This window comes from Mesorhizobium sp. CA4, assembly GCF_020165075.1.
Classification (GTDB): Bacteria; Pseudomonadota; Alphaproteobacteria; order Rhizobiales; family Rhizobiaceae; genus Mesorhizobium.
The window spans coordinates 24,501-45,798 of the sequence record NZ_JAIUHK010000041.1; the positions used below are offsets into that span (position 1 = coordinate 24,501).

General features: G+C 64.0%; 17 protein-coding genes and 2 pseudogenes. 6 read left to right on the top strand and 13 right to left on the bottom strand.

What is annotated here, in order from left to right; genetic code table 11:
- The first annotated feature begins 1 nt into the window (after nt 1).
- The gene (locus LB528_RS25895; protein WP_224517265.1) at nt 2-895 is read left to right on the top strand and encodes a sugar phosphate isomerase/epimerase family protein; all 894 of its coding nucleotides are present in this window, start codon (nt 2-4) and stop codon (nt 893-895) included.
- Between the two features lie 369 nt (nt 896-1,264).
- Here LB528_RS25895 and LB528_RS25900 read toward each other — a convergent pair whose 3' ends face one another.
- The 13 genes and pseudogenes from LB528_RS25900 to LB528_RS25960 all read right to left on the bottom strand — a co-directional run bounded on the left by LB528_RS25900 (nt 1,265) and on the right by LB528_RS25960 (nt 15,312).
- Nucleotides 1,265-2,014, bottom strand: coding sequence for a glucose 1-dehydrogenase (locus LB528_RS25900; protein WP_224517263.1), 750 nt, complete (start codon nt 2,012-2,014; stop codon nt 1,265-1,267).
- Between the two features lie 86 nt (nt 2,015-2,100).
- Nucleotides 2,101-3,105, bottom strand: a complete 1,005-nt coding sequence (locus LB528_RS25905) for a sugar-binding protein (protein ID WP_140839134.1) — start codon at nt 3,103-3,105, stop codon at nt 2,101-2,103.
- A 52-nt stretch (nt 3,106-3,157) separates the two neighbouring features.
- Complete coding sequence (locus tag LB528_RS25910) at nt 3,158-4,240, bottom strand: ABC transporter permease (RefSeq protein WP_224517261.1); 1,083 nt, start codon at nt 4,238-4,240, stop codon at nt 3,158-3,160.
- Between the two features lie 34 nt (nt 4,241-4,274).
- Complete coding sequence (locus LB528_RS25915; protein ID WP_140839132.1) at nt 4,275-5,015, bottom strand: ATP-binding cassette domain-containing protein; 741 nt, start codon at nt 5,013-5,015, stop codon at nt 4,275-4,277.
- Between the two features lie 540 nt (nt 5,016-5,555).
- On the bottom strand, nt 5,556-5,855 hold the full coding sequence (locus tag LB528_RS25920) for a hypothetical protein (RefSeq protein WP_224517259.1): 300 nt from the start codon (nt 5,853-5,855) through the stop codon (nt 5,556-5,558).
- 84 nt (nt 5,856-5,939) lie between these two features.
- Nucleotides 5,940-7,604, bottom strand: a complete 1,665-nt coding sequence (locus tag LB528_RS25925) for a glycerol-3-phosphate dehydrogenase/oxidase (RefSeq protein WP_224716778.1) — start codon at nt 7,602-7,604, stop codon at nt 5,940-5,942.
- Nucleotides 7,601-8,368 (bottom strand): DeoR/GlpR family DNA-binding transcription regulator, encoded by a 768-nt coding sequence (locus tag LB528_RS25930; RefSeq protein ID WP_224716779.1) that lies wholly within the window; start codon nt 8,366-8,368, stop codon nt 7,601-7,603. The genes LB528_RS25925 and LB528_RS25930 overlap by 4 nt, the downstream gene beginning before the upstream one ends.
- Complete coding sequence (locus LB528_RS25935; protein WP_224517254.1) at nt 8,365-9,891, bottom strand: FGGY-family carbohydrate kinase; 1,527 nt, start codon at nt 9,889-9,891, stop codon at nt 8,365-8,367. Before LB528_RS25935 ends, LB528_RS25930 begins: the two co-directional genes overlap by 4 nt.
- 83 nt (nt 9,892-9,974) lie before the next feature.
- On the bottom strand, nt 9,975-10,841 hold the full coding sequence (locus tag LB528_RS25940; RefSeq protein WP_224517252.1) for a DeoR/GlpR family DNA-binding transcription regulator: 867 nt from the start codon (nt 10,839-10,841) through the stop codon (nt 9,975-9,977).
- A 144-nt stretch (nt 10,842-10,985) separates the two neighbouring features.
- Nucleotides 10,986-11,933, bottom strand: a complete 948-nt coding sequence (locus LB528_RS25945) for a D-ribose ABC transporter substrate-binding protein (RefSeq protein WP_224517250.1) — start codon at nt 11,931-11,933, stop codon at nt 10,986-10,988.
- A 116-nt stretch (nt 11,934-12,049) separates the two neighbouring features.
- Nucleotides 12,050-13,030, bottom strand: a pseudogene (locus LB528_RS25950) (ABC transporter permease); the annotation flags it as partial.
- A gap of 96 nt (nt 13,031-13,126) precedes the next feature.
- Nucleotides 13,127-14,665: a sugar ABC transporter ATP-binding protein gene (locus LB528_RS25955; RefSeq protein WP_224716781.1), complete on the bottom strand. Its 1,539-nt coding sequence runs from the start codon at nt 14,663-14,665 to the stop codon at nt 13,127-13,129.
- Nucleotides 14,662-15,312 (bottom strand): DUF2291 family protein, encoded by a 651-nt coding sequence (locus LB528_RS25960; protein ID WP_140755045.1) that lies wholly within the window; start codon nt 15,310-15,312, stop codon nt 14,662-14,664. Before LB528_RS25960 ends, LB528_RS25955 begins: the two co-directional genes overlap by 4 nt.
- Nucleotides 15,313-16,105: 793 nt before the next feature.
- On the opposite strand from LB528_RS25960, the gene LB528_RS25965 reads away from it, so the two are divergent.
- The 5 genes and pseudogenes from LB528_RS25965 to LB528_RS30480 form a co-directional block, all read left to right on the top strand.
- A complete protein-coding gene (locus tag LB528_RS25965) occupies nt 16,106-17,692 on the top strand; it encodes an FGGY-family carbohydrate kinase (RefSeq protein ID WP_224716783.1) in 1,587 nt (528 codons plus the stop codon).
- 1 nt (nt 17,693) lies between these two features.
- Entirely contained in the window at nt 17,694-19,211 is a 1,518-nt protein-coding gene (locus tag LB528_RS25970) for a glycerol-3-phosphate dehydrogenase (RefSeq protein ID WP_224716784.1), read from the top strand.
- A 47-nt stretch (nt 19,212-19,258) separates the two neighbouring features.
- Nucleotides 19,259-20,191 (top strand): sugar phosphate isomerase/epimerase family protein, encoded by a 933-nt coding sequence (locus LB528_RS25975; RefSeq protein WP_224716785.1) that lies wholly within the window; start codon nt 19,259-19,261, stop codon nt 20,189-20,191.
- 61 nt (nt 20,192-20,252) lie between these two features.
- Nucleotides 20,253-21,194 carry a sugar-binding transcriptional regulator gene (locus LB528_RS25980; RefSeq protein ID WP_224517383.1) on the top strand — a complete coding sequence of 314 codons (942 nt, stop codon included), beginning with the start codon at nt 20,253-20,255 and terminating at the stop codon, nt 21,192-21,194.
- Nucleotides 21,195-21,202: 8 nt separating this feature from the next.
- Nucleotides 21,203-21,298 (top strand): annotated as a pseudogene (locus LB528_RS30480) (triose-phosphate isomerase); the annotation flags it as partial.

Genomic DNA, 21,298 nt, shown 5'->3' on the forward strand with positions numbered 1-21,298 from the left:
CATGTCGCGTATTGGAATCCACTCTTTCGTTTGGTCTGCGAGCTCGGCGCAGGCGGATCTCGAACGCACGCTGGCCAACACGAAAGAAGCCGGTTTCGACCTGATCGAGTTCTCCTATCTCGATCCGGCCGATGTCGATATCGGCAAGCTGGCCAAAAGCATCGCCGATCTCGGCCTTGGCGTCGCCATCAGCATCGGCCTGCCGGCCGAGGGCGACATCTCCAGCGCCGACAAGGCCGTCGCCGCCCGCGGTGTCGAGATCCTCAACCGCACGATCGCGCTCACGCGCGATCTCGGCGGCCAAAAAGTCGGCGGCATTCTCTCGACCAGCCACGGATTGCAAACCGAGGCGCCGACGCGTGACCAGTGGAACCGCAGCGCCGCGACACTCGCCAGGGTCGCGGAAACCGCCAAGGCGGCCGGAGTCACGCTCAACCTCGAAATCGTCAACCGCTTCGAAAGCAACCTGCTCAACACCGCCGCGCAGGGGCTGGCCTTCATCGAGGACACCGGTTCCGACAACATCTTCCTGCATCTCGACACCTTCCACATGAACATCGAGGAGGCCGATGTCGGGCTGGCCATCCGCCATGCCGCGAAGAAGATCGGTTATGTCCATATCGGCGAGAGCCACCGCGGCTTTCTCGGCACCGGTAGCATCGATTTCGCCGCGATCTTCGACGCGCTGACGGCTATAGGCTACAACGACGATCTCAGCTTCGAATCCTTCTCTTCGGAGATCGTCGACGAGAACCTGTCGAGGAAGACAGCGATCTGGCGCAATCTGTGGACCGATAATATGGAGCTTGCCCGCCATGCGCGCCGTTTCATCGCAGTCGGGATGGAGACGGCGCGCTTGAAAGCGGAGCTTGTTTCGGCATCGCAGAGGCCGTGACATATCATTCCACGGGTATTCACCTGGCCGTAGGGGTCGATCAGTGTTCAATACAGCCACAACGAGGACGACACTGTTGCCAGACTAGGCGGTGACGAGTTCGTGATCATTCATAATGGGGTCGATCAGCCGAATCGCGGGAATAGACAGGCGGCCCGTCGAGGGTGCGAACGGTCTTTCAGTGGCCCTCGACCTGACGACAGATGAATCAGCGTCGAGTTCCGAAAATCGCCTGCCAAACCAGCTCGCGATCGTGGCGGGCGAGCCGGTATAAATAACACCGCACCTGATCCGCCACCTTCGCGCGGCCGTGACGTCGAAGCCGACAATGCCTTCCGGAATAGGCTCTGACGGGCTGCGGTTCGCAAGTCAGAGGGAAACCGATAGACCTCCGTCAACCGTCAGCACATGTCCATTGACGTAAGCGGCAGCGTTAGAGGCGAGAAACACCACGGCTCCGCCGAGTTCCTCAGGCTGCGCCCAGCGGCCGGCAGGGGTTCGTGCTTCGACCCACTTGGTGAAAGCCTCATCGTTGATAAGCGCGGTATTGAGCTCGGTGGCGAAATAGCCGGGGGCGATCGCGTTGATGGTTATACCGTGACGGCCCATTTCGGCGGCGGCGGAGCGCGTCAGCCCGTGCAGGCCCGCCTTTGCCGCCACATAGGCGTGAATGGTGGGACGGCCAAGGATCGCCGCAACCGATCCAGTGTTTATGATGCGCCCGAATTTGTTTGGCAGCATGAGGCGCGCTGCATCACGCATCATGCGAAAGCAGGCCGAAAGATTGACCGCAATCACACGGTCGAAATCCTCGTCCTCCCATTCGACCAAAGGCCTGCGATGCTGGATGCCGGCGTTGTTGATCAGAATATCGAGGCGGCCGCGGCGTTCGACGATCCCTTGGAGCGCCGCCCTTGAGATCGCCGCGTCGGTAACGTCGAACGGCAGGGCTTCGGCCCCGATCCTTTCCGCCGCCGCGGAGAGGGCGTTCATGCCGCGAGCGTTGACGATTACCGTCGCACCGTTTTCCGCAAGTGCTTTGGCCATGGCGAAGCCGAGGCCGCGCGAAGCACCCGTGACCAGTGCGACACGGCCGTTGAGCGAGAACAATTCCGACATTGAAACCCCTGGAGCGAGATGAGAATGCTTCAGTTTAGCCGCATCTCGCTCCAACGAAAGGGCGGGAGTTCCTCCCGCCCAAAGCCCTATTTGGCGACGCAGGTATCCGCCGTCTGCGGAGTGCAGACGTCGAGGCCGGTGTAGGTCGGGTCAGCCGGCGGAGCCTTGCCGTCCTTCATATCCTTCAATGCCATCATCGTCTTGTAGCCCATTTCGAACGGCCGCTGGCCGACCTGGCCAAGGGAGAGACCTTCCTTCATCTGATCGATCTGGACGGGAAGCGTGTCGGCGACGACGAGGGCCAGGGCCTTCGAGGCGATCTTGTCCTTGTACGGGGCTACCGCAGCTCGGTTGGCGTCTGGGATGAACTGCGGGAAGCCACCGGTTGGGATGAATGCGTCGAGGTTCGGGTTTTTCCCCATGATGTCCTCGAATTGCTGCACCGAAAGCGGGAAATCATCGTTGGTATAGAGCGGACAGCCTTCGATTTCGGTCCAGCCATTCTGGCCCGTCAGCCGGTCCCCGGGCGAGGCTGCCGATTTGGTGCCCGAAAGCGTATCGCGAATGCCCTGCATGCGCTCATTGTGGTTGGCCGCCGCCGCGCCGCCCGACTGGATACAGATCGTGCCGCCCTTGGGCTTAATCTGCATGGCAAGCTTGGCAAGGTTCACGCCGATCTCATAATTGTGGGTCCCGATATAGGCGGCGCGAAGATCCTTGTTCTCGGGCAGGAGGTCGGAATCCCAGGTGAGGACCGGGATGCCGGCTTCCTTGGCGGCCTGCAGCGCGACTGCCATCGCCGCGGCATTCGATGGCGACACGGCGATGCCGTCCACCTTCTTGGCAACGAGGTCCTGCACGATCTGTACCTGCTCGTCGCCGCCGCCATGCTCTCCGGGGCCGATATACATGCACTCCAAGGCCCCATTCGATTCGGCTTCGGCTTTCTTGCAGCCGTCGCGTGCCTGGTCGAAGAAAGGATTGTTCATGTTCTTCGGCACCAGGGCGAAGGTGTATTTCGCCTGGGCGCCGGAAACGGCGAGCACCATTGCGCCAAGCGCCACGGCCGCCGTGAGCAGATGTTTTTTCATGGGACGTTCTCCTCCTTTGGTGTGATCCCGCAGGCCTCCCGCCGGCGGGTTTCTAACGGCTTCGTTTGGGCATCAAGGCTGCCAGCGACGCTGCGAGCATCGATCTGCCGCCGGTTTGCATGCCCAAAAGAACCGCAAGAACGATGAAGGCGCCCACGAAGGCACCCTGCCAGTTTGAATCGATGCCGGCCATCAGGAGTGCATTCCTGATCACCTCGAGGAAGGCCGAACCGATTATCGCGCCGAACGCCGTGCCGGCGCCGCCCATGAGGCTGGCTCCGCCAATGACTGTCGCGGCGATCACGCGCAGCTCATAACCTTGGCCCATGGCGTTGATGGCCGAGCCGTTGTAACCAAGCAGCAGCAGCGAGGCGAGCGAGGCGGTGAAAGCCGAGAAGACATAGGCCTGGAATTTGATCCAGTCGACCGGCACGCCGGTAAGCCGGGCGGCCTCCTCGTTGCCACCGATGGCGAACAGATGTCGGGCCCAGGCAGTGAAATTGAACACGAAGCCGACGATCAGGGCCAGAATCACCATGGTCCAGAACTGCGACGACAGTCCCGGTATCCAGTGCGGTGCCCAGTCCTGCGGCCCATGCAGTGGCCATCTCGCCTGGCCGATCGCCTTCACGATCGGAGCATCGGGCCCGAACTGGTAAAGCATCTGGTTGGCCGAGAACACGACCGCCAGCGAACGCGCCACGGACAGCATCCCGAGGGTGACCACGAAGGACGGCATTCCGACATAAGCAACAAAGAACCCGTTGACCGCGCCGCAGGCCAGGCCGGAGAAAAGGCCGATAGCGAAGGCGACGTACCAAGGATAGTGCCAGGTCAGGAACAGGCCGGCGACGATGGCCACTAGGCCCATGATCGAGCCGACCGACAGATCGATGCCACCGGTGATGATCACCACCGTCATGCCGAGCGCCATGAGGCCGAAAGGTGCGAAGTTGCGCGTGACGTTGGCGACGTTTTCGGAGGTGCCGAAGCTCGGCTCGATGGCTGTCATCAACATGACGAGAGCAATGAGCGCGATTGTCACCCAGAATGGCTGACTTGAAACCACACGCTGCAGTGCCGTCTTCTCCTTGGTCGGGATGAAGTCCGCCATGGCCGGGCGGCTGGTTTCCACGAGCGACTCCCTGACGCTAACCGACTGCCGAGCACTATTCGCCACGGATGGCCCCCGTTATTAGTCCGGTGATTTCCTCGGGCGAGGTGTTGTCGACCTGCTTGTCGGCAACCTTCGAACCTCGCCTCAGCACGATGATACGATCTGCGACGGCGAAAACGTCAGGCATGCGGTGGCTGATCAACATGACCCCGACCCCTTGCGCCTTGAGGCGTCGGATCAATTCGAGCACTTCCGCCACCTGGCGTACGGAGATTGCGGCGGTCGGCTCGTCCATCAACACCAGCTTGGCGTTCGAAAGCCGGGTTCGTGCGATGGCTACCGCCTGGCGCTGCCCACCCGACATCTTCCTGACCAGGTCGCGCGGTCGGGTTTCCGATTTGAGTTCTTCGAACAGCGCTGCCGAGCGGTCGATCATCGCCTGCTTATTGAGCACCCTGATCGGCCAGAAGCCCTTCTTGATCTCACGGCCAAGAAAGACGTTCTGCGCGGCCGTTAGATTGTCGGCAAGCGCCAGGTCCTGATAGACGACTTCGATTCCTTTGGCACGGGCCTGGACGGGTTTGTGGAATTGACAAACCTCGCCGTCCACTACGATTTCGCCGTCGTTCGGCGGGAAGTTCCCGGCCACTGTCTTGACTATCGTCGACTTGCCGGCGCCGTTGTCCCCCATGAGACCCACGACTTCGCCCCGCTCTACCTGGAAGCTGACGTCGGTCAGGGCCTGGATGGCTCCAAAGTTCTTGGAAACATGGCGAACTTCAAGCACCGGCATCGCGGTCCTCCCCGGACAACATTGCCAACCTTGTCCCGGACTTATGCAAGACAGCTAATCAGCGAAACGCATTCAACACAATCATTATTAGATCAGGATTTTGAGGGCGTTGGAGCAAAGGCGCGACTTGGGTCCACCATCTTCGCAGGGATTAACGGACAGCTCGCTGACTTTTCAGCGCCCTGGTAGTTAGAGCCGTTTGGGAAAAGGCAATCGCGTTTCATCGTGATTGCCCCCTTGGATTGGGACCCAAAGCTGTGACAACGCCGCGTCGCTCAACGCCTCCAGATAGCTATCCAGAAAAGACGAGCACGTCTTCAATCTGCTCGCCTTTTCTTATCTCGAAGGTCGAAGGAGCAGTTTACAACGGCTGCCTGAGTTTGGCGCCCAGCTTTGCGCCTGACGTCGGCCATTCAAGCAGAGCTTTGCCTTCGCCCGGAGCGGGCATCGCAGGGTGACAATGCCGGACTTCGTCGTGGGCCAGAGGCAGGCGATGCGAAATCGAACCCGCCCTCAGTGCGCTTGGTTCGGCGCCTGCCACTACTGGGCGCCGGGCGTCCACTCGGGCAGCGGCGCCAGGCTGCGGTTGAACTGCTTCCACCACATGGTCTCGTCAATCTCGCAGCAGGCGCGAAGCATGGCGTGCGCCTTCTCGAAAGCCTGGGTGGCGAGACCGTCGAATGTCATCTGCGCGTCATATGGCACCGACACCACCAATTCCTGACCGGTCTGTGTGCCGCCTTCGTCGACCTGAAGATGAAGCCAAACGACGAAATGCGCGCTTTGGCCGCTCGCGTCCGCATTGCCGATCTTGATGCGGTCGGTTGGGGAGGGTGGCACGGCGGCTTTGCGGCTTTTGGCCGCCGCCGCGGTGGCCGTTAGGCACGGCTCAACTCGTCGGCATCGACCGTCATGGGAGCTCGGCTATTGAAAGCAAAATCGGTGCCGCTCCGTGAGTTCCTTTGAAGTCGCTTCCAGCTCCTTCTCACGCCGTTCGGCATTCCACTCCAGCGCGGCCGCTGCCGTGTCGGCAATTTGTGCAAGGCTGCTGCGATTGAGCCGGCCTGTGATCGCCAGCACCGTTCGTCGCATGACAATGTCTGCCAAATGGACGACGCGTTCGTTGCGCGCCAACCAATCAATTTCCGCCTGCGTGTATTCGAATGAGCCGGCAAGCGGCTCGGCCTGCCGTCCAGCTTCGTGCGCTAGAATGACATGGGCCGTCGTTCCATAGCGGTCGAGCATTGCTTCCGCGCGGGCCGGCGACGCGCCTGTCTCAGCCGTGACGGCGGAGATCCAGCGGCCATGCGCGGCTGCATCGGCCGGAAAGTCGCGGCCACCGCCGATGGCGAGGCTTTGCGTGCTCACCCGCCTGGGCTGGCCAAGCCTGGACAACAGCATGTCCGCCACCTCCTCGGCGAAACCGCGGAAGGTCGTCCACTTGCCACCTACCAATGAGATGATCGGCCAGGTCCGGTCGCCCTCGCTTTCCATGACGGGCGCCGAGTGGTCACGGCTGATCAGGCCCGGCGCAGTGCCGTCCGATGCCGGCAGCGGGCGGATGCCGGAATAGGCATAGACGATCTGCTCGCGCCCAAAGGCAAGGCCGGGCAGGAGCTCGCGCAAGCTTGCCAGGAAATAGTCGATTTCATCATCCTCGCAGCGTACCGCGTCGGGTTCGGCGGCGCGGGTGTCGGTCGAGCCGACCAGTGCCCGGCCGAGATAGTCGAACACCAGGCATATGCGGCCGTCATTGGCCTCGAAATAGATCATGCGGCCGTTCAGCGCCTGCAGCAGCTCGGGATGGTCGAGCACGATGTGCGAGCCCTTGGTGCCGCCGATCAGCCGAGACGGCGCGCCGAGCGCCGCGTTGACATGATCGATCCATGGCCCAGCCGCATTGACGACGATGCGTGGCCGGAAACCAAACTCGCCGCCGTCGGGCAGTGCGAAGCGCACAACGCTGCCGTCGCTGCCCAGCAACTGCGCGTAGTTGAGAGCCATAGATTGAGGGCTGGCCCTGACGCCATCCTGGAGAAGTTCAAGCACCAGCCGCTCGGGATGACGGACGGTGGCGTCATAATAGGTGCCGGCGGCGACGATGCCCGGTGTCAAAGGCGGTATCTCGCTCAGCGCCCGCGCCTTCGACCACATGCTGTGCCGCGGCATGACGCGGCGGCGGGCGCCGTAGAAGTCATACATGGCAAGGCCGATCTTGATCAGCAGTGCGCCACGGCTGCGCGGCGCGGTCGTGCTGCCGAAAAGGGTGCGCAGCGCGGCTCCGATGCCGGTCAACCAGGAAAAGATCGGGATGACGGTCGGCAGCGGGCGCACGGCATGCGGGGCATTGCGCAGCAAAAGGTTGCGCTCCAGCGTCGATTGCGCGACGAGGCCCAGCTCACCCGTTTCGAGATATTTGATGCCGCCATGGATCAGCCGCGACGGCGCAGCGCTGGTGCCGGAACCGAAATCCGCCTTGTCGACGATCGCGACCTTGAGACCCTGTTCGCACAGATCGCGAAACAGGCCGGCGCCGTTGATGCCGGCGCCGATGATGAGGACATCGACATCGCGTGTCGTCCCGGTCATTGCACCGGCACGATCTTGAGATTGACCCCGGCCGCCTGCAAGTTGCCGGCGACCTCTTCGGGAAGGCCGTCGTCGCTGAGCACCAGGTCGAAGTCGGTGAGGTCCGCAAACAGGTGCAGCGCTAACTTGCCGAACTTGGAGGAATCGATGAGCAGCACGCTGCGCGAGGCCGCCGCGGCCATCGCCTGCTTCACGCGCACCACCTGCGGGTCCTGGATCAGCGTCGCCGTCTTGTCGATCGCCGAAGCGGAACAGATGAGCAGATTGACCCTGATCTTCTGCAGCGCGTTCTCGCAAATATGGCCAATGAAGGCATTGTAGGTCGGATGGTATTCGCCGCCGAGCAGGATCAGCTTCAGCTCGTCCTTGTCCACCAGCTGCTCCGCCAGCGACAGGCTGTTGGTGACGACGGTTAGCGGCGCGATCTGCGGCAGGAGCGGGCCGAGCGCGTTGGCGGTGGTCGAATCGTCGAGCAGCACGACCTGACCCGGCTCGATCTCGGCCAGGGCCGCGCGGGCAAGCGCCCGCTTGGCCGCCGCCGCATGCGTCTCGCGGAAACGGAAGAGGCTTTCATAGACGCCGGACGGCTGCGCGCTCACCGCGCCGTGCAGCTTGCGCAGCACACCCTGGCGCGCCAGCTCGTCGACGTGGCGATGGATGGTCATGCGCGAGACGCCGAATGCCGTCACGAGCTCGTCGATGCGCGCCTCGCCATGCTGTATGACATAGTCGGCAATGTCCTGCCGGCGATTGTCCGCGTTCATCGCTCCCCCCCTTCCGCCAGCGCTTCGATTGACGGCCAGGCTTGCGCCAGGCGGTCAGCGATGTCGCAGTGCAGCCGGTACCGCTTGTCCATGGCGGCGCTGCGCTCGGGGGAGGGCCGGTAGGTGCGGCCAAGCGCTGCGACGTCGCGCGGATCGTGCCGCGGCGAGGCGAACAGGCCGACGCCGGCGCCGGCACAGAGCGCAGCACCCCATGCGGCGGCTTCTTCCGTCTCGGTCACCGTGATCGGCATGCCGAGCACATCGGCAAAGATGTGCGCGAAGACCGGGTTGCGGGAAATGCCGCCGGTCAGCCGCGCCTCGCGCGGGGCAAAACCTTCGCGCAGCGCATCGACGTGGACGCGATGGTTGAAGGCTATGCCCTCGATCACCGCACGCAGCATGTCGCCGCGGTCATGCCAGCCGCGCAGCCCGAGGAAGCCGGCGCTGGCGGCCGGGCCATGCGGCGAGCCGAACAGATAGGGATGGAAGAGCAGCGTCGAGGGCCGCGCCAACGCCGCCTCGATTTCCGGACCGACGATGGTGTGGATCGAGCGTCCGTCGGTTTCGGCCGCCGCCCGCTCGGAACCGCACAGTGTGTCGAGAAACCAGTCGTAATTTGCCGCCGATGCGGGCGAGATCGACATGTTGTTCCATTCGCCGAGCTTCAAGCCGTTGCGGCAGAACCAGCGGGCGTCGATGCGCGGCGCGGTGGAGACCGTCTCGTTGATCGAATAGGTGCCGGCAACTATCGCGACTACACCTTCGCCATAGCCGCCGATGCCGAGCGCCGAAGCGGTCACGTCGTGCAGGCCGGCCACGACCGGGGTGCCGGCAAGCAGGCCAGTGGATCGGGCCGCCTGCGCCGTGACGGCTCCGACGATTTCGTCCGGCCGCGCCGCCGGCGGCAGCGCGTCGCCGAGCGCTTCGAGACCGAAGATCTGCAGGATGTCCGGCGCGTAGGCCTGGCTGTCGACGGCTGTGAACGAGGTGCTGGCCTCGGTGAGGTCGGTGCCCAGGCTTCCCGTAAGGCAAAAGCGCAGCCAGTCCTTGCAGGCAAGCACATGGCCGATGCGGGCAAAGCGCTGCGGCTCGCGCTCGCGCATCCAGGCCAGCAGCGAAGATGGCGCCGAGGCGTGCGGCGTCTGGCCGGTCCGCGACAACGCCTTGGCGGCCGTACCGTCGGTCTGCCAGCGGGCGGCGACCTCTCCGGCCCGGCTGTCCAGCGACAGGATGCCGTGTCCGAGCGGTCGGCGGTCGCGACCCAGCATATAGAGCCCGTCGCCATGCGCGGTGGCGGCGACGGCAGCAATGTCCGAGCCCGGCCTGCCGCAGCCGGAGAGCGCTTCCGCAATTGCCTCGGCGGCGGCGCGCCACAGCTCGTCCATGTCGCGCTCGACATGACGCGGTTCGGAGATGATCTGCGGCAAGCGGCGGCGGGCTACGGCCAGCGGCGCGCCGGCCTCGTCGAAAACCACCGCCTTGGTGACGGTCAGGCCGCTATCGATCCCCAGCAGACAGGGCATGCGTTCCTCGCCATGCACGTCGCGTGCATCTCCTGAGGTTCTCGCATAGCATCATGTGAAATTAACATCAACGGATGTTACAATCAGGCGACTGTAACATCTTCTGGTCGCGCGGCGGCGACGACGACCGTCATGCCGCCAGCCTTCATCTCCTCGACCTGCCGCGGTGGAGTTCCATCGTCGACGATGATGACGTCGAACTCGTTCAGCGCGCACATGGCATGCAGCGCCCGGCGCTCGAATTTGGTGTGATCGGCCAGCAGGATGCGCATGGCGGCGCTGTCGAACATCGCGCGCTTTGTCTCGACCATTTCCGGCGACTGGTGGAACACCATGCCGTCGGTGATGGCCGACATTGACATGAAGACGCGATCGGCCCGCAGCCGCCGGATCTCCGTGACCGTCACCGGCCCCATGAAGGCATTGCACCAGTTGTAGAACTGGCCGCCGAGCCCGAGCAGCGTCATGTCGCGCGTGTCCTTGAGCGCGTTCATCAGGGTGATGGAATTGGTGATCGCCGTCAGCGGCACGCGCGCGGCAAGGTGCGGAACGAGCTGCAGGACGGTGGTGGAATCGTCGAAAAAGACTGCCTGGCCAGGTTCCAGGAAGGCCGCGGCTGCCTGCGCGATCGCGCGCTTCTCCGCCGCCTGGCGCGACGAGCGGTAGGCATCGCTCGATTCGATGAGGCTGGTCGGGGCGGCTGAGACGATGCCGCGCGTCTTGCGCAGCAATCCCTTCTCGACCAGTTCGTCCAAGTCGCGATGCGCGGTCATCAGGCTGATGCCGAAGCGCTCGGTGAGATCCTCGATGCGCATCGTGCCCTCGACCATGACGGCCTCGGCAATCATCCGGCGGCGCGCCAGCTGGCGCGCGTGGCGGCTGTCGGCGGGCACCTGATCCCCGGCAAGGGTCTTCAAGGCCTGCTCGGGCCGAATCTCGCGATCTGTCATCCAAGCCTCTCCTGCCGATGCCATTCGCACATCTGGCGCCGATGGCAAGCGGGCACCTCGGGGGCGGGCAGGGTTTTGCGCATCGAATGCCTTTTGCGCGGCAGGAAAAAGGGCGCGCAACGCCGCGCGCCCCAGTCCGAAGGTTCACTGGGAGAGCGTGAACGGCCCGGTGTACTTGTCGACATTGTCCTTGGTGATCAGGGCGCAGTCGAAAAGCTGCTTCTCGGAGGCAGCACCTGTGGAGCCGGTCTTGATGAACTTGTCGGCCTGCTTCACGGCTTCGGCCGAGAAGACCGCCACCGGCTGCAGCACCGTGTACTGCATCTCGCCCGCCTTGACGGCGGCGACCGCGTCCGGCGAGCCGTCGAAGCCGCCGACCTTCACCTGGGATAGCTTGCCGGCTTCTTTCAGCGCCGCTATGGCGCCGAGGGCCATCTCGTCATTGCCGGAAATGACGCCGACGATGTCGGGATGGGCCTGCAGCAGCGACTGCATTTTCTGGTAGCCCTGGGTGCGGTCCCAGTTGGCCACTTCCTTGCCGACCTTCTTGAGATCCGGATACTGGGTGAGCACGGTTTCGTAGCCGTTCGAGCGCGTCGCCGCGTTGTTGTCGGCCGGGTTGCCGAACAGCTCGACATAGTTGCCCTTGTCACCGATCGCCTCGACCCACTGCTGCGCGCCAATCGCGGCGCCCTGGGCGTTGTTGGAGACGAGCTGCGCCTTGGCGAGACCGTCCTGGTTGATCTCGGCGTTGACCAGGAAGACCGGGATGTTGGCGGCGATTGCCTTCTTGACCGCGCCGATCGAACCGTCGGCATTGGCTGGGTCGAGGATGATCGCCACCGACTTGTTGGTGATGGCGGTGTCGATCATCGTGCTTTCGGTGTTGGTGTCGCCCTTGTGGGCGCTGACATTGGCGGTGTAGCCGAGGCTCTCGGCCGTGGCCTTGGCGACCTGGCCTTCGGTGAGCCAATAGGGATTGGCCGGATCGGTCACGATGATGCTGATCAAGCCGGCCGCCCAGGATTGGCTTGCCATCAACGGCAGCGCCGCGGCGGCGACCAACAGGATCCTTCTGGTCTTATCGATCATTTCTCTCACTCCCTGTACAGATTGCGGTTTCGGATTGCGGTTGCCGATTGGTCTCGGCCTTCTTTCCGGCACAGTCTCCTTGCGGTCCCGGAGAAGCTCTTGGGCGGGGCGCGGCGTCACTGTCGGATGCCGCGGGCCCCGTATTGGATGGTGTTCATGAGCACTGCGAGCACGATGACGGCGCCGGTGAAGACGGCCTGCCAGTAGGAAGACACGCCGATGATCACGAGGCCGTCCGAAAGAAAGCCGATGACGAAGGCACCCAGCATGGTGCCGCGCACCGTGCCGCGGCCGCCGGTCAGCGCGGCGCCGCCGATGACGACCGCCGCGATCGCGGTCAGCTCGTACGTGGTGCCGGCGGTCGGCCCGGCCGACGTCAACTGCGAAGAGAGCACTAGGCCGGCGATGGCCGACAGGATCCCGGAGAGTGTGTAAACCGTGATCTTGACCCGCTTGACAGGCACGCCCGACAGGTCGGCTGCGTTCTCGTTGCCGCCCGCGGCATAGAGCCAGCGGCCGAAGGAGGAGCGGCTGAGCATCAGCCCGGTCAGCACGGCGAGGGCGGCCAGGACCAGCACACTGATCGGCACCCCGAATAGCCGGTTGAAGCCCAGCCAGTCGAAACCGGTGTTGCCGAGCTCCGGCCGGCCGGCGAGGTTGTTGTAAGTGAGGCCGTTGGTCTGCAGCAGCGCGATGCCGCGCGCCATGTACATGACGCCCAGCGTGGTGACGAAGGCGGGCACCCTGAACCAGGCGATGAGGATGCCGTTGAGCGCGCCGAGCAAGGCGCCGAGCGCGCAGGTCAGCACGACCACCGCCCATACAGGTGGAAACAGGATGACACCGAGCGGCGTCAGTTCGACGCCCTGCATCAGCGCGCCGGCAACCACGCCGCACAGCGCCAGGATCGAGCCCACCGACAGGTCGATGCCGCCACTCAGGATTACCACCAGCATGCCGATCGCCAGGATGCCGTAGATGGCGACATGCGAAGACATGATCAGCAGGTTTGAGACGGTGAGGTAGTTCGGCGACAGAAACGAGAAGACGATGATGATGGCGATCAGCGCGAAGAAGGCGCGGCCCTTCAGCAAGAGCTTGATCGGGCTGATTGTCGTCCCCCTCACGGCCGCGGCCGGGGAAGAGATGCCATTGGCGCTCGGTTGCGTCATTATTCTTTTCCCGTGCTCCGCTCAGGCCGCCACGGCCTCGCCCGAGGCGGCCATGATCTTTTCCTTGGTGATGTCCGAAGTGAACTCGGCCGAGATCCGCCCGCGCCGCATGATGATGATGCGGTGGGCGATCGACAGGCATTCGTTGACTTCCGATGTCGTGAACACGACGGCCTGCCCGGCCGCCGCGTGGTGAGCCAGAATCCGGAACACCTCGGCCTTGGCGCCGATGTCGATGCCGCGGCTGGGTTCATCCAGCAGGATGACCTTAGGATCGGTGGCGAGCATCTTGCCGATGACCACCTTCTGCTGGTTGCCGCCGGATAGCGACCCGATCGGCACGTCCGGTCCATCGGTCTTGACCGTCACGTCCCGGATCGATTTCTGGACCAGCGCCCGCTCGAGCTTGACTGAGGTGAAGATCCCGCGCGTGAATTCCATGATCGAGGCGAGCGAAAGATTCTGCCCGACCGACATCGTCTGGACGAGACCGTAGCGCTGGCGATCCTCGGGCACGAGCGCAAGGCCGCGGGAGATGCGCTCGCCGATGGGGAGGTGGGAAATCTCTTTGCCCTCGAGCACGATCTCGCCGGACGTCGCACTCAGCTTGCCGGCGACGGTCTCGAGCAGTTCCGTCCTGCCGGCCCCCATCAGGCCATAGATGCAGACGATCTCGCCGGCCCTGACGTCGAGCGACATGCGATCGACGACGTTGTAGCCGCCGCCGGCCGGATCCGGCACGGTCAGTTCGCGGATCGAGAGCATGACCGGACCGAAATCATGGCCGGTCGGCGGACTGCCCAGATCATAGTTCTCGCCGACCATGTTGCGTACGATCCATTCGAGATCGATATCGGCGCGCGGCGCGTAGGCGGTCATGTTGCCGTCCCGCAGCACCACGGCATGATCGGTGATCTGCAGCGCCTCCTCCAGATGATGCGAGATGTAGACGATCGACACACCCTTGGCGGTCAGGTCGCGGATCACGCTGAAGAGCACCTCGACCTCGGTGGCGGAAAGCGCCGATGTCGGTTCGTCCATGATGAGGATACGGCTGTCGACCGAAAGCGCGCGGGCGATCTCGACGATCTGCTGCTGTCCGAGGCGCAGTTCCTCGACAGGGGTGAGTGGATCGATGTCCTCCTCGAGTTCCGCCAGCAGCCTGCGGACCTGGCGTTCCTCCTCGGCGTAGTTGACGCCGGTCGGGCCGGTGATCTCGCGCCCCATGAAGATGTTGTCGCGAACCGACAGATTGGGCGCGAGGCTAAGCTCCTGATGAATGATCGAGATGCCGTGGTTCCGCGCGTCGGTGGAGGAGGAAAACACGATGGGCTGGCCGTCGAGAACGATCTCGCCGGAGGTCGGCTGCACCACGCCGGAGAGGATCTTCATCAGCGTCGACTTGCCGGCGCCGTTCTCGCCGAACAGCGTCGTCACCTGACCGCGGTGGATGTCGAAATTCACGCCCTTCAACGCCCTCACGCCGTTGTAGGACTTGGCGATGTTGCGCGCCGCCAGAACCACTTCGCCGGCCGTCCGGGAGGTCGCAGCGTCGCTCATTTGACGGTGACCTTCACCGGCGTGATCAGCCAGTTCTTAGGGTTGATGAGGCGGAAGACGCCGAAGATCTCCAGCGTCTTGCCGGAGAGGCCGGCGGTGTCGATAGCGTCGAGGGTCGCCTTCTTCATGGCGCGGTTGATGCCCGAGCCGGCGTCCTGGTATTCGATCTGGTTCTTGAACTTGCCGAAGACGATGTCACCCGTCGCATCGCGCAGATCGGTGCCGTTGATGGCCGGGCCGGCCTGCACGCGAATATGGATGTCGGCCGGTACGCCGTCGGCCTTGAGCTCGTAGACGCCGGATTTCGCCTCGCCCGCCACCGCCGTCAGCCTGATCGGGATGATCGCGCCGGTCGACGAGGCGGTTCCGTATTGCTTGGCGGCCGCGTTCTTGTCGGCCATCACCGCCGGTCCGAAGGTGGCGGCGTTGACGGCGTGCTCGACGACGAAGGCCTGGATGCGCGGGAACTCCTTTTCGCCGAACCGGTCGGGCGAAAACGCCTCCTGGCCGACGTCGGCAGACGATCCGATCCGGACCACCTTCGTGTCGAGCGCGATCGCGGCAAGGACCACGACGCCGAGACCGATCGCGATCGTGAGACTGCGGCGTGGCGCGGCGGGGGCCTTCGGGGTCGACATGGCATTCATCATTCAGAGCCTTGCCGACGATGAAACGAGGCGGGCAGGGGCCGATGCAACGATGGTCGCGGAAGCACGACGCAGGCCTGCCGCCGGATGGTGATACGGCATAGTCGGGTCATTGCTTGCATCGATTTCCTCCACCCTTGACCGGCGATGAGGCGTCTTCCTCCCGCTGCATTGACGTCCATTCTACGACCGACATGTTATATTCGTGTTATATTTTGCGTCAAGCATGATAGATCGGAATTCCGCTTCGGTGCCGATTGTGACCGGTCGAAAGGGGCTTTTAGCCATACGATTTTCAAACCGGCATCTCTCGGAACAGCCTCGCGCATTCGATTGATCCTATGGCCGATCATTGAGATGATCCATCTCGCAGGCACGGCAGAAAAATGCTGCGGCGGTCAATTTATCAGAGGTAAACGATTGACTTATATCATTGTTACGCACGCCGTACTGTGCTGCAGCGCAAGTTGAAAACAAGGCTGAAGCATTCGGTCGCCGTTTGTCCGCTTTCCTGTCCGCCTGCCGGAGACGACGGAGGGCGGATCATTGAGTTCCCTCCTGACTGATATCAGCGTAGCTGAAAAAATTTTCGTTGTCTGCAAAAAAAATCATGCATTGTGTTATTTCCGTGATAACTTAGAGTGAACTGAGTAGGTGCCGTTACGGAGGAGTGCACAACGGCGTATCTTCGCCGCCACCCCGTTCGCCGCGGGCTTCGGGCGGGAAATCAGGAGGAGACGGACATTGCCCTGTTGCCGATCCAGGCATGGTCGCATCGGAAGCGGAGAGATCCGTGGCCGGCGCTGACGTCATCATAGGTATCGATTCCGGCACGTCGGTGATCAAGGCGGTCGCCTTCGAGCTGAACGGCCGCCAGATCGCGTCCGCTTCGGTTCCGAACCGGTACGCGTCCGGCGCCGACGGTTCGGCGACGCAGTCGCTCTCCCAGACTTGGCGCGACTGCACCGCTGCGCTTCGAGGGCTCGGCGACAAGGTTGAAAACCTAGTGGCGCGCACCGTGGCGCTCGCGGTGACCGCGCAGGGCGACGGCACCTGGCTCGTCGGTCGGCAAGACACGCCGGTCGCCGACGCATGGCTGTGGCTCGATGCCCGCGCGGCGCCCACCGTCGAGCGCTTGGCTGCCGGCCCGCTTAGCCGCGCCCGTTTTGAGGCGACGGGAACCGGGCTCAACACCTGCCAGCAAGGCAGTCAGATGGCCCATATGGACCGGCACGCGCCCGAGCTTCTCGACCGTGCCGAAGTGGCGCTGCACTGCAAGGACTGGCTCTATCTGAACCTGACCGGCGTGCGCGCCACCGATCCTTCGGAATCAAGTTTCACCTTCGGCAATTTCCGTACCCGCCGCTACGACGACGCCGTCATCGAGGCGCTAGGCCTTTCCGGCCGGCGCAAGCTGTTGCCCGAGATCATCGACGGCACCATGGTGACCCATCCGCTGACGGCAGCGGCAGCGGCCGAGACCGGACTGAAAGCCGGCACTCCCGTCAGCCTCGGTTATGTCGACATGGTCATGACCGCGCTCGGCGCCGGGGTCTGCGGCGGCGAGGGGGATGTCGCCTGCTCGATCGTGGGCTCGACCGGCGTCCACATGCGCGCCGTGCCGACGGGCGCCGTGCACCTCAACAAGGAGGGCTCCGGTTACGTCATCACCCTCCCGGTTTCGGATCTGGTGACGCAGGTCCAGACCAACATGGCGACCACGCTCAACATCGACTGGGTTCTCGGTCTTGCCGCGGATGTGCTGAAGGAATTCGGACAGGAGGCCGGTCATCGCGATCTGGTCGCCCGCATCGATCACTGGCTCGGCGACAGCCAGCCCGGCCAGATCGTCTACCACCCCTATATTTCGGAGGCGGGCGAGCGCGGGCCGTTCGTCAACGCCAACGCCCGCGCCGGCTTCGTCGGCCTGTCTGTCAACCATCGCTACCCGAGCTTGGTGCGTGCCGTCATCGAGGGACTGGGGCTTGCCATGCGCGACTGCTACGCTGCCATGGGCGAGCTGCCGTCGGAGTTGCGGCTGTCGGGCGGCGCGGCCCGCTCGCAAGGATTGCGCGGCATCCTGTCGGCGGCGGTTCACGCGCCGGTGCGCGTCTCATCGCGCGAGGAGGCGGGTGCCGCCGGCTGCGCGATGATGGCGGCGGTCGCCATCGGCGCCTACCCCGACATGGGCGCCTGCATCGCCGATTGGATCACGCCGCTGCTCGGGCCCGCCGAGGCGCCCGATCCGGCGCTGATGAGTGTCTATGACGGGCTATTTCCCGCATTCGGCGCGGCACGCCATGCCCTGGTGCCAGCCTGGGACATGCTCGCCGCCCAGCGCCGCAACACGGCTGCCGCCGAAACGCCGCAAGGAGCATAGGATGGGGCCTGAGCCGAAAACGGTCGACCTCTTCGTCATCGGCGGCGGCATCAACGGCGCCGGCATCGCGCGGGACGCAGCAGGCCGCGGCCTGTCGGTCGTGCTGTGCGAAAAGGACGACCTTGCCGAGGGCACGTCCTCGCGCTCCGGCAAGCTCGTGCATGGCGGTCTGCGCTATCTCGAATATTACGAGTTCCGGCTGGTGCGCGAGGCGCTGATCGAGCGCGAGGTTCTACTCAAGGCCGCGCCCCATATCATCTGGCCGATGCGCTTCGTGCTGCCGCACAGCCCGCAGGATCGGCCGGCCTGGCTCGTGCGGCTCGGCCTGTTCCTTTACGACCATCTGGGCGGCCGAAAGCGGCTGCCAGGCACGCGCACGCTCGACCTCGAGCGCGATCCGGAAGGAACGCCGTTGCTCGACCAATATACGCGCGGCTTCGAATATTCCGACTGCTGGGTGGACGATTCGCGGCTGGTGGTGCTCAACGCTGTCGGCGCCGCCGAACGCGGGGCCGAGGTGCTCACCCGCTCGCCTGCCGTCTCCGCCCGCTGTGAAAATGGCGCCTGGATGGTGACGACGAGAAACGCGATGACGGGGGAAACGCGCGTCTTTCGCGCCCGCTGTCTCGTCAATGCCGCCGGTCCGTGGGTTTCGGACGTCATCGGCCGAGTCGCGGGATCGAACTCGTCGCGCAATGTGCGCCTGGTCAAAGGCAGCCACATCATCGTGCCTAAGTTCTGGCAGGGCGCCAATGCCTATCTGGTGCAGAACCATGACAAACGCGTCATCTTCATCAATCCCTATGAGGGGAACATGGCGCTGATCGGAACCACCGACATCGCCTATGGCGGCCGCGCCGAGGACGTCAGGGCCGACGAGGCCGAGATCGACTATTTGCTGGCGGCGGTGAACCGCTATTTCAAGGAGAAGCTGCGGCGCCAGGACGTGCTCTACTCCTTCTCCGGCGTGCGGCCGCTGTTCGATGACGGCAAGGGCAATCCCTCCGCCGTGACGCGCGACTATGTCTTCGACCTCGACGAGAGCGGCGGCGCGCCGCTGCTCAACGTCTTCGGCGGCAAGATCACCACTTTCCGCGAATTGGCCGAGCGCGGTATGCACCGGCTGAAGCATATTTTCCCGAAGATGGGCGGGGACTGGACCGAGACCGCGCCGCTGCCCGGCGGCGAAATCCCCAACGCCGACTACGAGACCTTCGCCAACGGTCTGCGCGAGACCTATCCGTGGATGCCGCGCAATCTCATCCATCACTATGGGCGGCTCTACGGTGCGCGCACCAGGGACCTCGTCAAAGACGCGGCCGGGCTCGATGGCCTTGGACGTCATCACGGCGGCCTGCTCTACGAGGCGGAGGTGCGCTATCTCGTCGCCAGGGAATGGGCGCGCACGCCCGACGACATCCTGCTGCGGCGCACCAAGCACCACCTGCATCTCACCGAGGCCGAACGGGACGCCTTCGCCATGTGGTTTGACGCCGAGCACCTGGCCGAGGCCGCGTGAAATCCGATGCGACCTTGACCCGCAACCACGTTCCGGACCCACGCGCCATGGCGCTGACACTTTCGCTGAACACCAACCCGTTGGTCAACCGCTTTGCCGAGCCAGACGACCTGATCGAGACGGTCGCCCGCGACCTCAGGCTGCGCGACCTGCAGCTGACGCACGAGTTCATCAATCCGAGCTGGCCAGCGCCCGTAATCCGGCGGCTGACCCGGCAGATGACGGCGGCCCTGCGGCGCACCGGCGTGCGCGTCACCAGCGGCATGACCGGTCCGTACGGCCGGCTCAACCATTTCGGTCATCCCGACCGCGACGTTCGCCGATACTATGTCGACTGGTTCAAAACTTTCGCCGACATTACCGCCGACCTCGGCGGCGTTTGCATCGGCACCCAGTTCGCCATCTTCACCTTCAAGGATTATGACGATCCGGTCCGGCGCGAGGAGCTGATCGGGATCGCCATCGACTGCTGGGCAGAGGTGGCGGAGCATGCCAAAGGTGCCGGGCTGCGATACGTCTTCTGGGAACCGATGAGCATCGGGCGCGAGTTCGGCCAGACGATCGCCGAATGCCTGAAGCTGCAGGACAGGCTGACCAAAGCCGAAATGGCGGTGCCGATGTGGATGATGGCGGACATCGACCACGGCGACGTGACCAGTGCCGATGCGGATGATTACGATCCCTATGCCTGGGCGCGCGCGGTGCCCAAAGTGTCGCCGATCATCCATATCAAACAAAGCCTTATGGACAAGGGTGGACACCGCCCCTTCACCGTCGCGTTCAACAGCAGGGGCCGCATCCAACCTAAGCCGCTGCTGCAGGCCTTGGCCGAAGGCGGCGCCGTCGAGAACGAGATCTGCCTGGAGCTGAGTTTCAAGGAGCGTGAGCCGGAGGATCGGCAGGTCATCGCTCAGATCGCCGAGAGCATAGCTTTCTGGGCGCCGCATATCGACACCGGTGTGCAAAGCCTGAATATCTGAGCCGGCTGCCGATGATGCCCAAACGCGCGATAAAGGACTGCATGTGAAACGACCGGGTAAACTGGACGCGGAAGGGTCGCTCGCGATCCGCGCCGCCTGGCTGCACTATGCAGGCGGTCTCACTCAGGCCGAGGTGGCCAAGCGGCTCGGGTTGCCTTCGGTGAAGGCGCATCGTCTGATCGCCCGGGCGGTGGCCGACGGTGCGGTGAAAGTCTCGATCGACGGCGCTATCGTCGAATGCGTCCTGCTGGAGAACCAGCTCTGCGATCGGTTCGGACTGGATTTCTGCGAGGTTGCGCCGGATCTGGGCGAGGAAGGCTTGCCGCTGCGGGCGCTGGGGCTGGCGGGCGCCAGTTTCCTGCGTCGCGAGATGGAGCGCGGCGAAGACAGGGTCATCGGTATCGGGCATGGTCGCACGCTCGCCGCCGCGGTGCATCAGTTGCCGCGCTTCGAGGCAGCCGGCGTCCGCTTCGTCTCGCTGCTCGGCGGCCTGACCCGCAACTATGCCGCCAATCCGCACGACGTCATGCACCGACTCGCCGAAAAGACCGGCGCACAGGCCTACGTCATGCCGGTCCCCTTTTTTGCCAATTCCGCAGACGACCGCGAAGTACTCCTGGCGCAGCGCGGCGTGCGGGAGATATTCGAGATGTCGAACCGGGCGGGACTGAAATTCGTCGGCATCGGCACGGCGGATGCCGGCGCCCAGCTTGTGGCGACCGGCATGATCGAGCCGCGTGAAATCTCCGAGATCACTGCCGTCGGTGGCGTCGGCGAAATGCTCGGCCATTTTTTCGACACGCGCGGCCGGGTGCTGGAGACAACCTTGACCGCCCGCACGCTCGCCGTCGATCTGGACGGGCCGGCAGAAAGCCGCATCATCGCCATCGCCGGCGGCCCCACGAAGATCGAGGCAGTACGTGCGGTGCTGAAGAGCGCGCGGTTGAAGGGCCTTATCACCGATGAGCCGACGGCCCGGGCCCTGGTCGGCGCAACGGAGTGAACCATCGCATGCCGCAGCCGAAGCAATTCTGGATCGGGACCAGCTGGAAAATGAACAAGACGCTGGCCGAGGCGCGCGCCTTTGCCGGCGGGCTGCTTACCGAT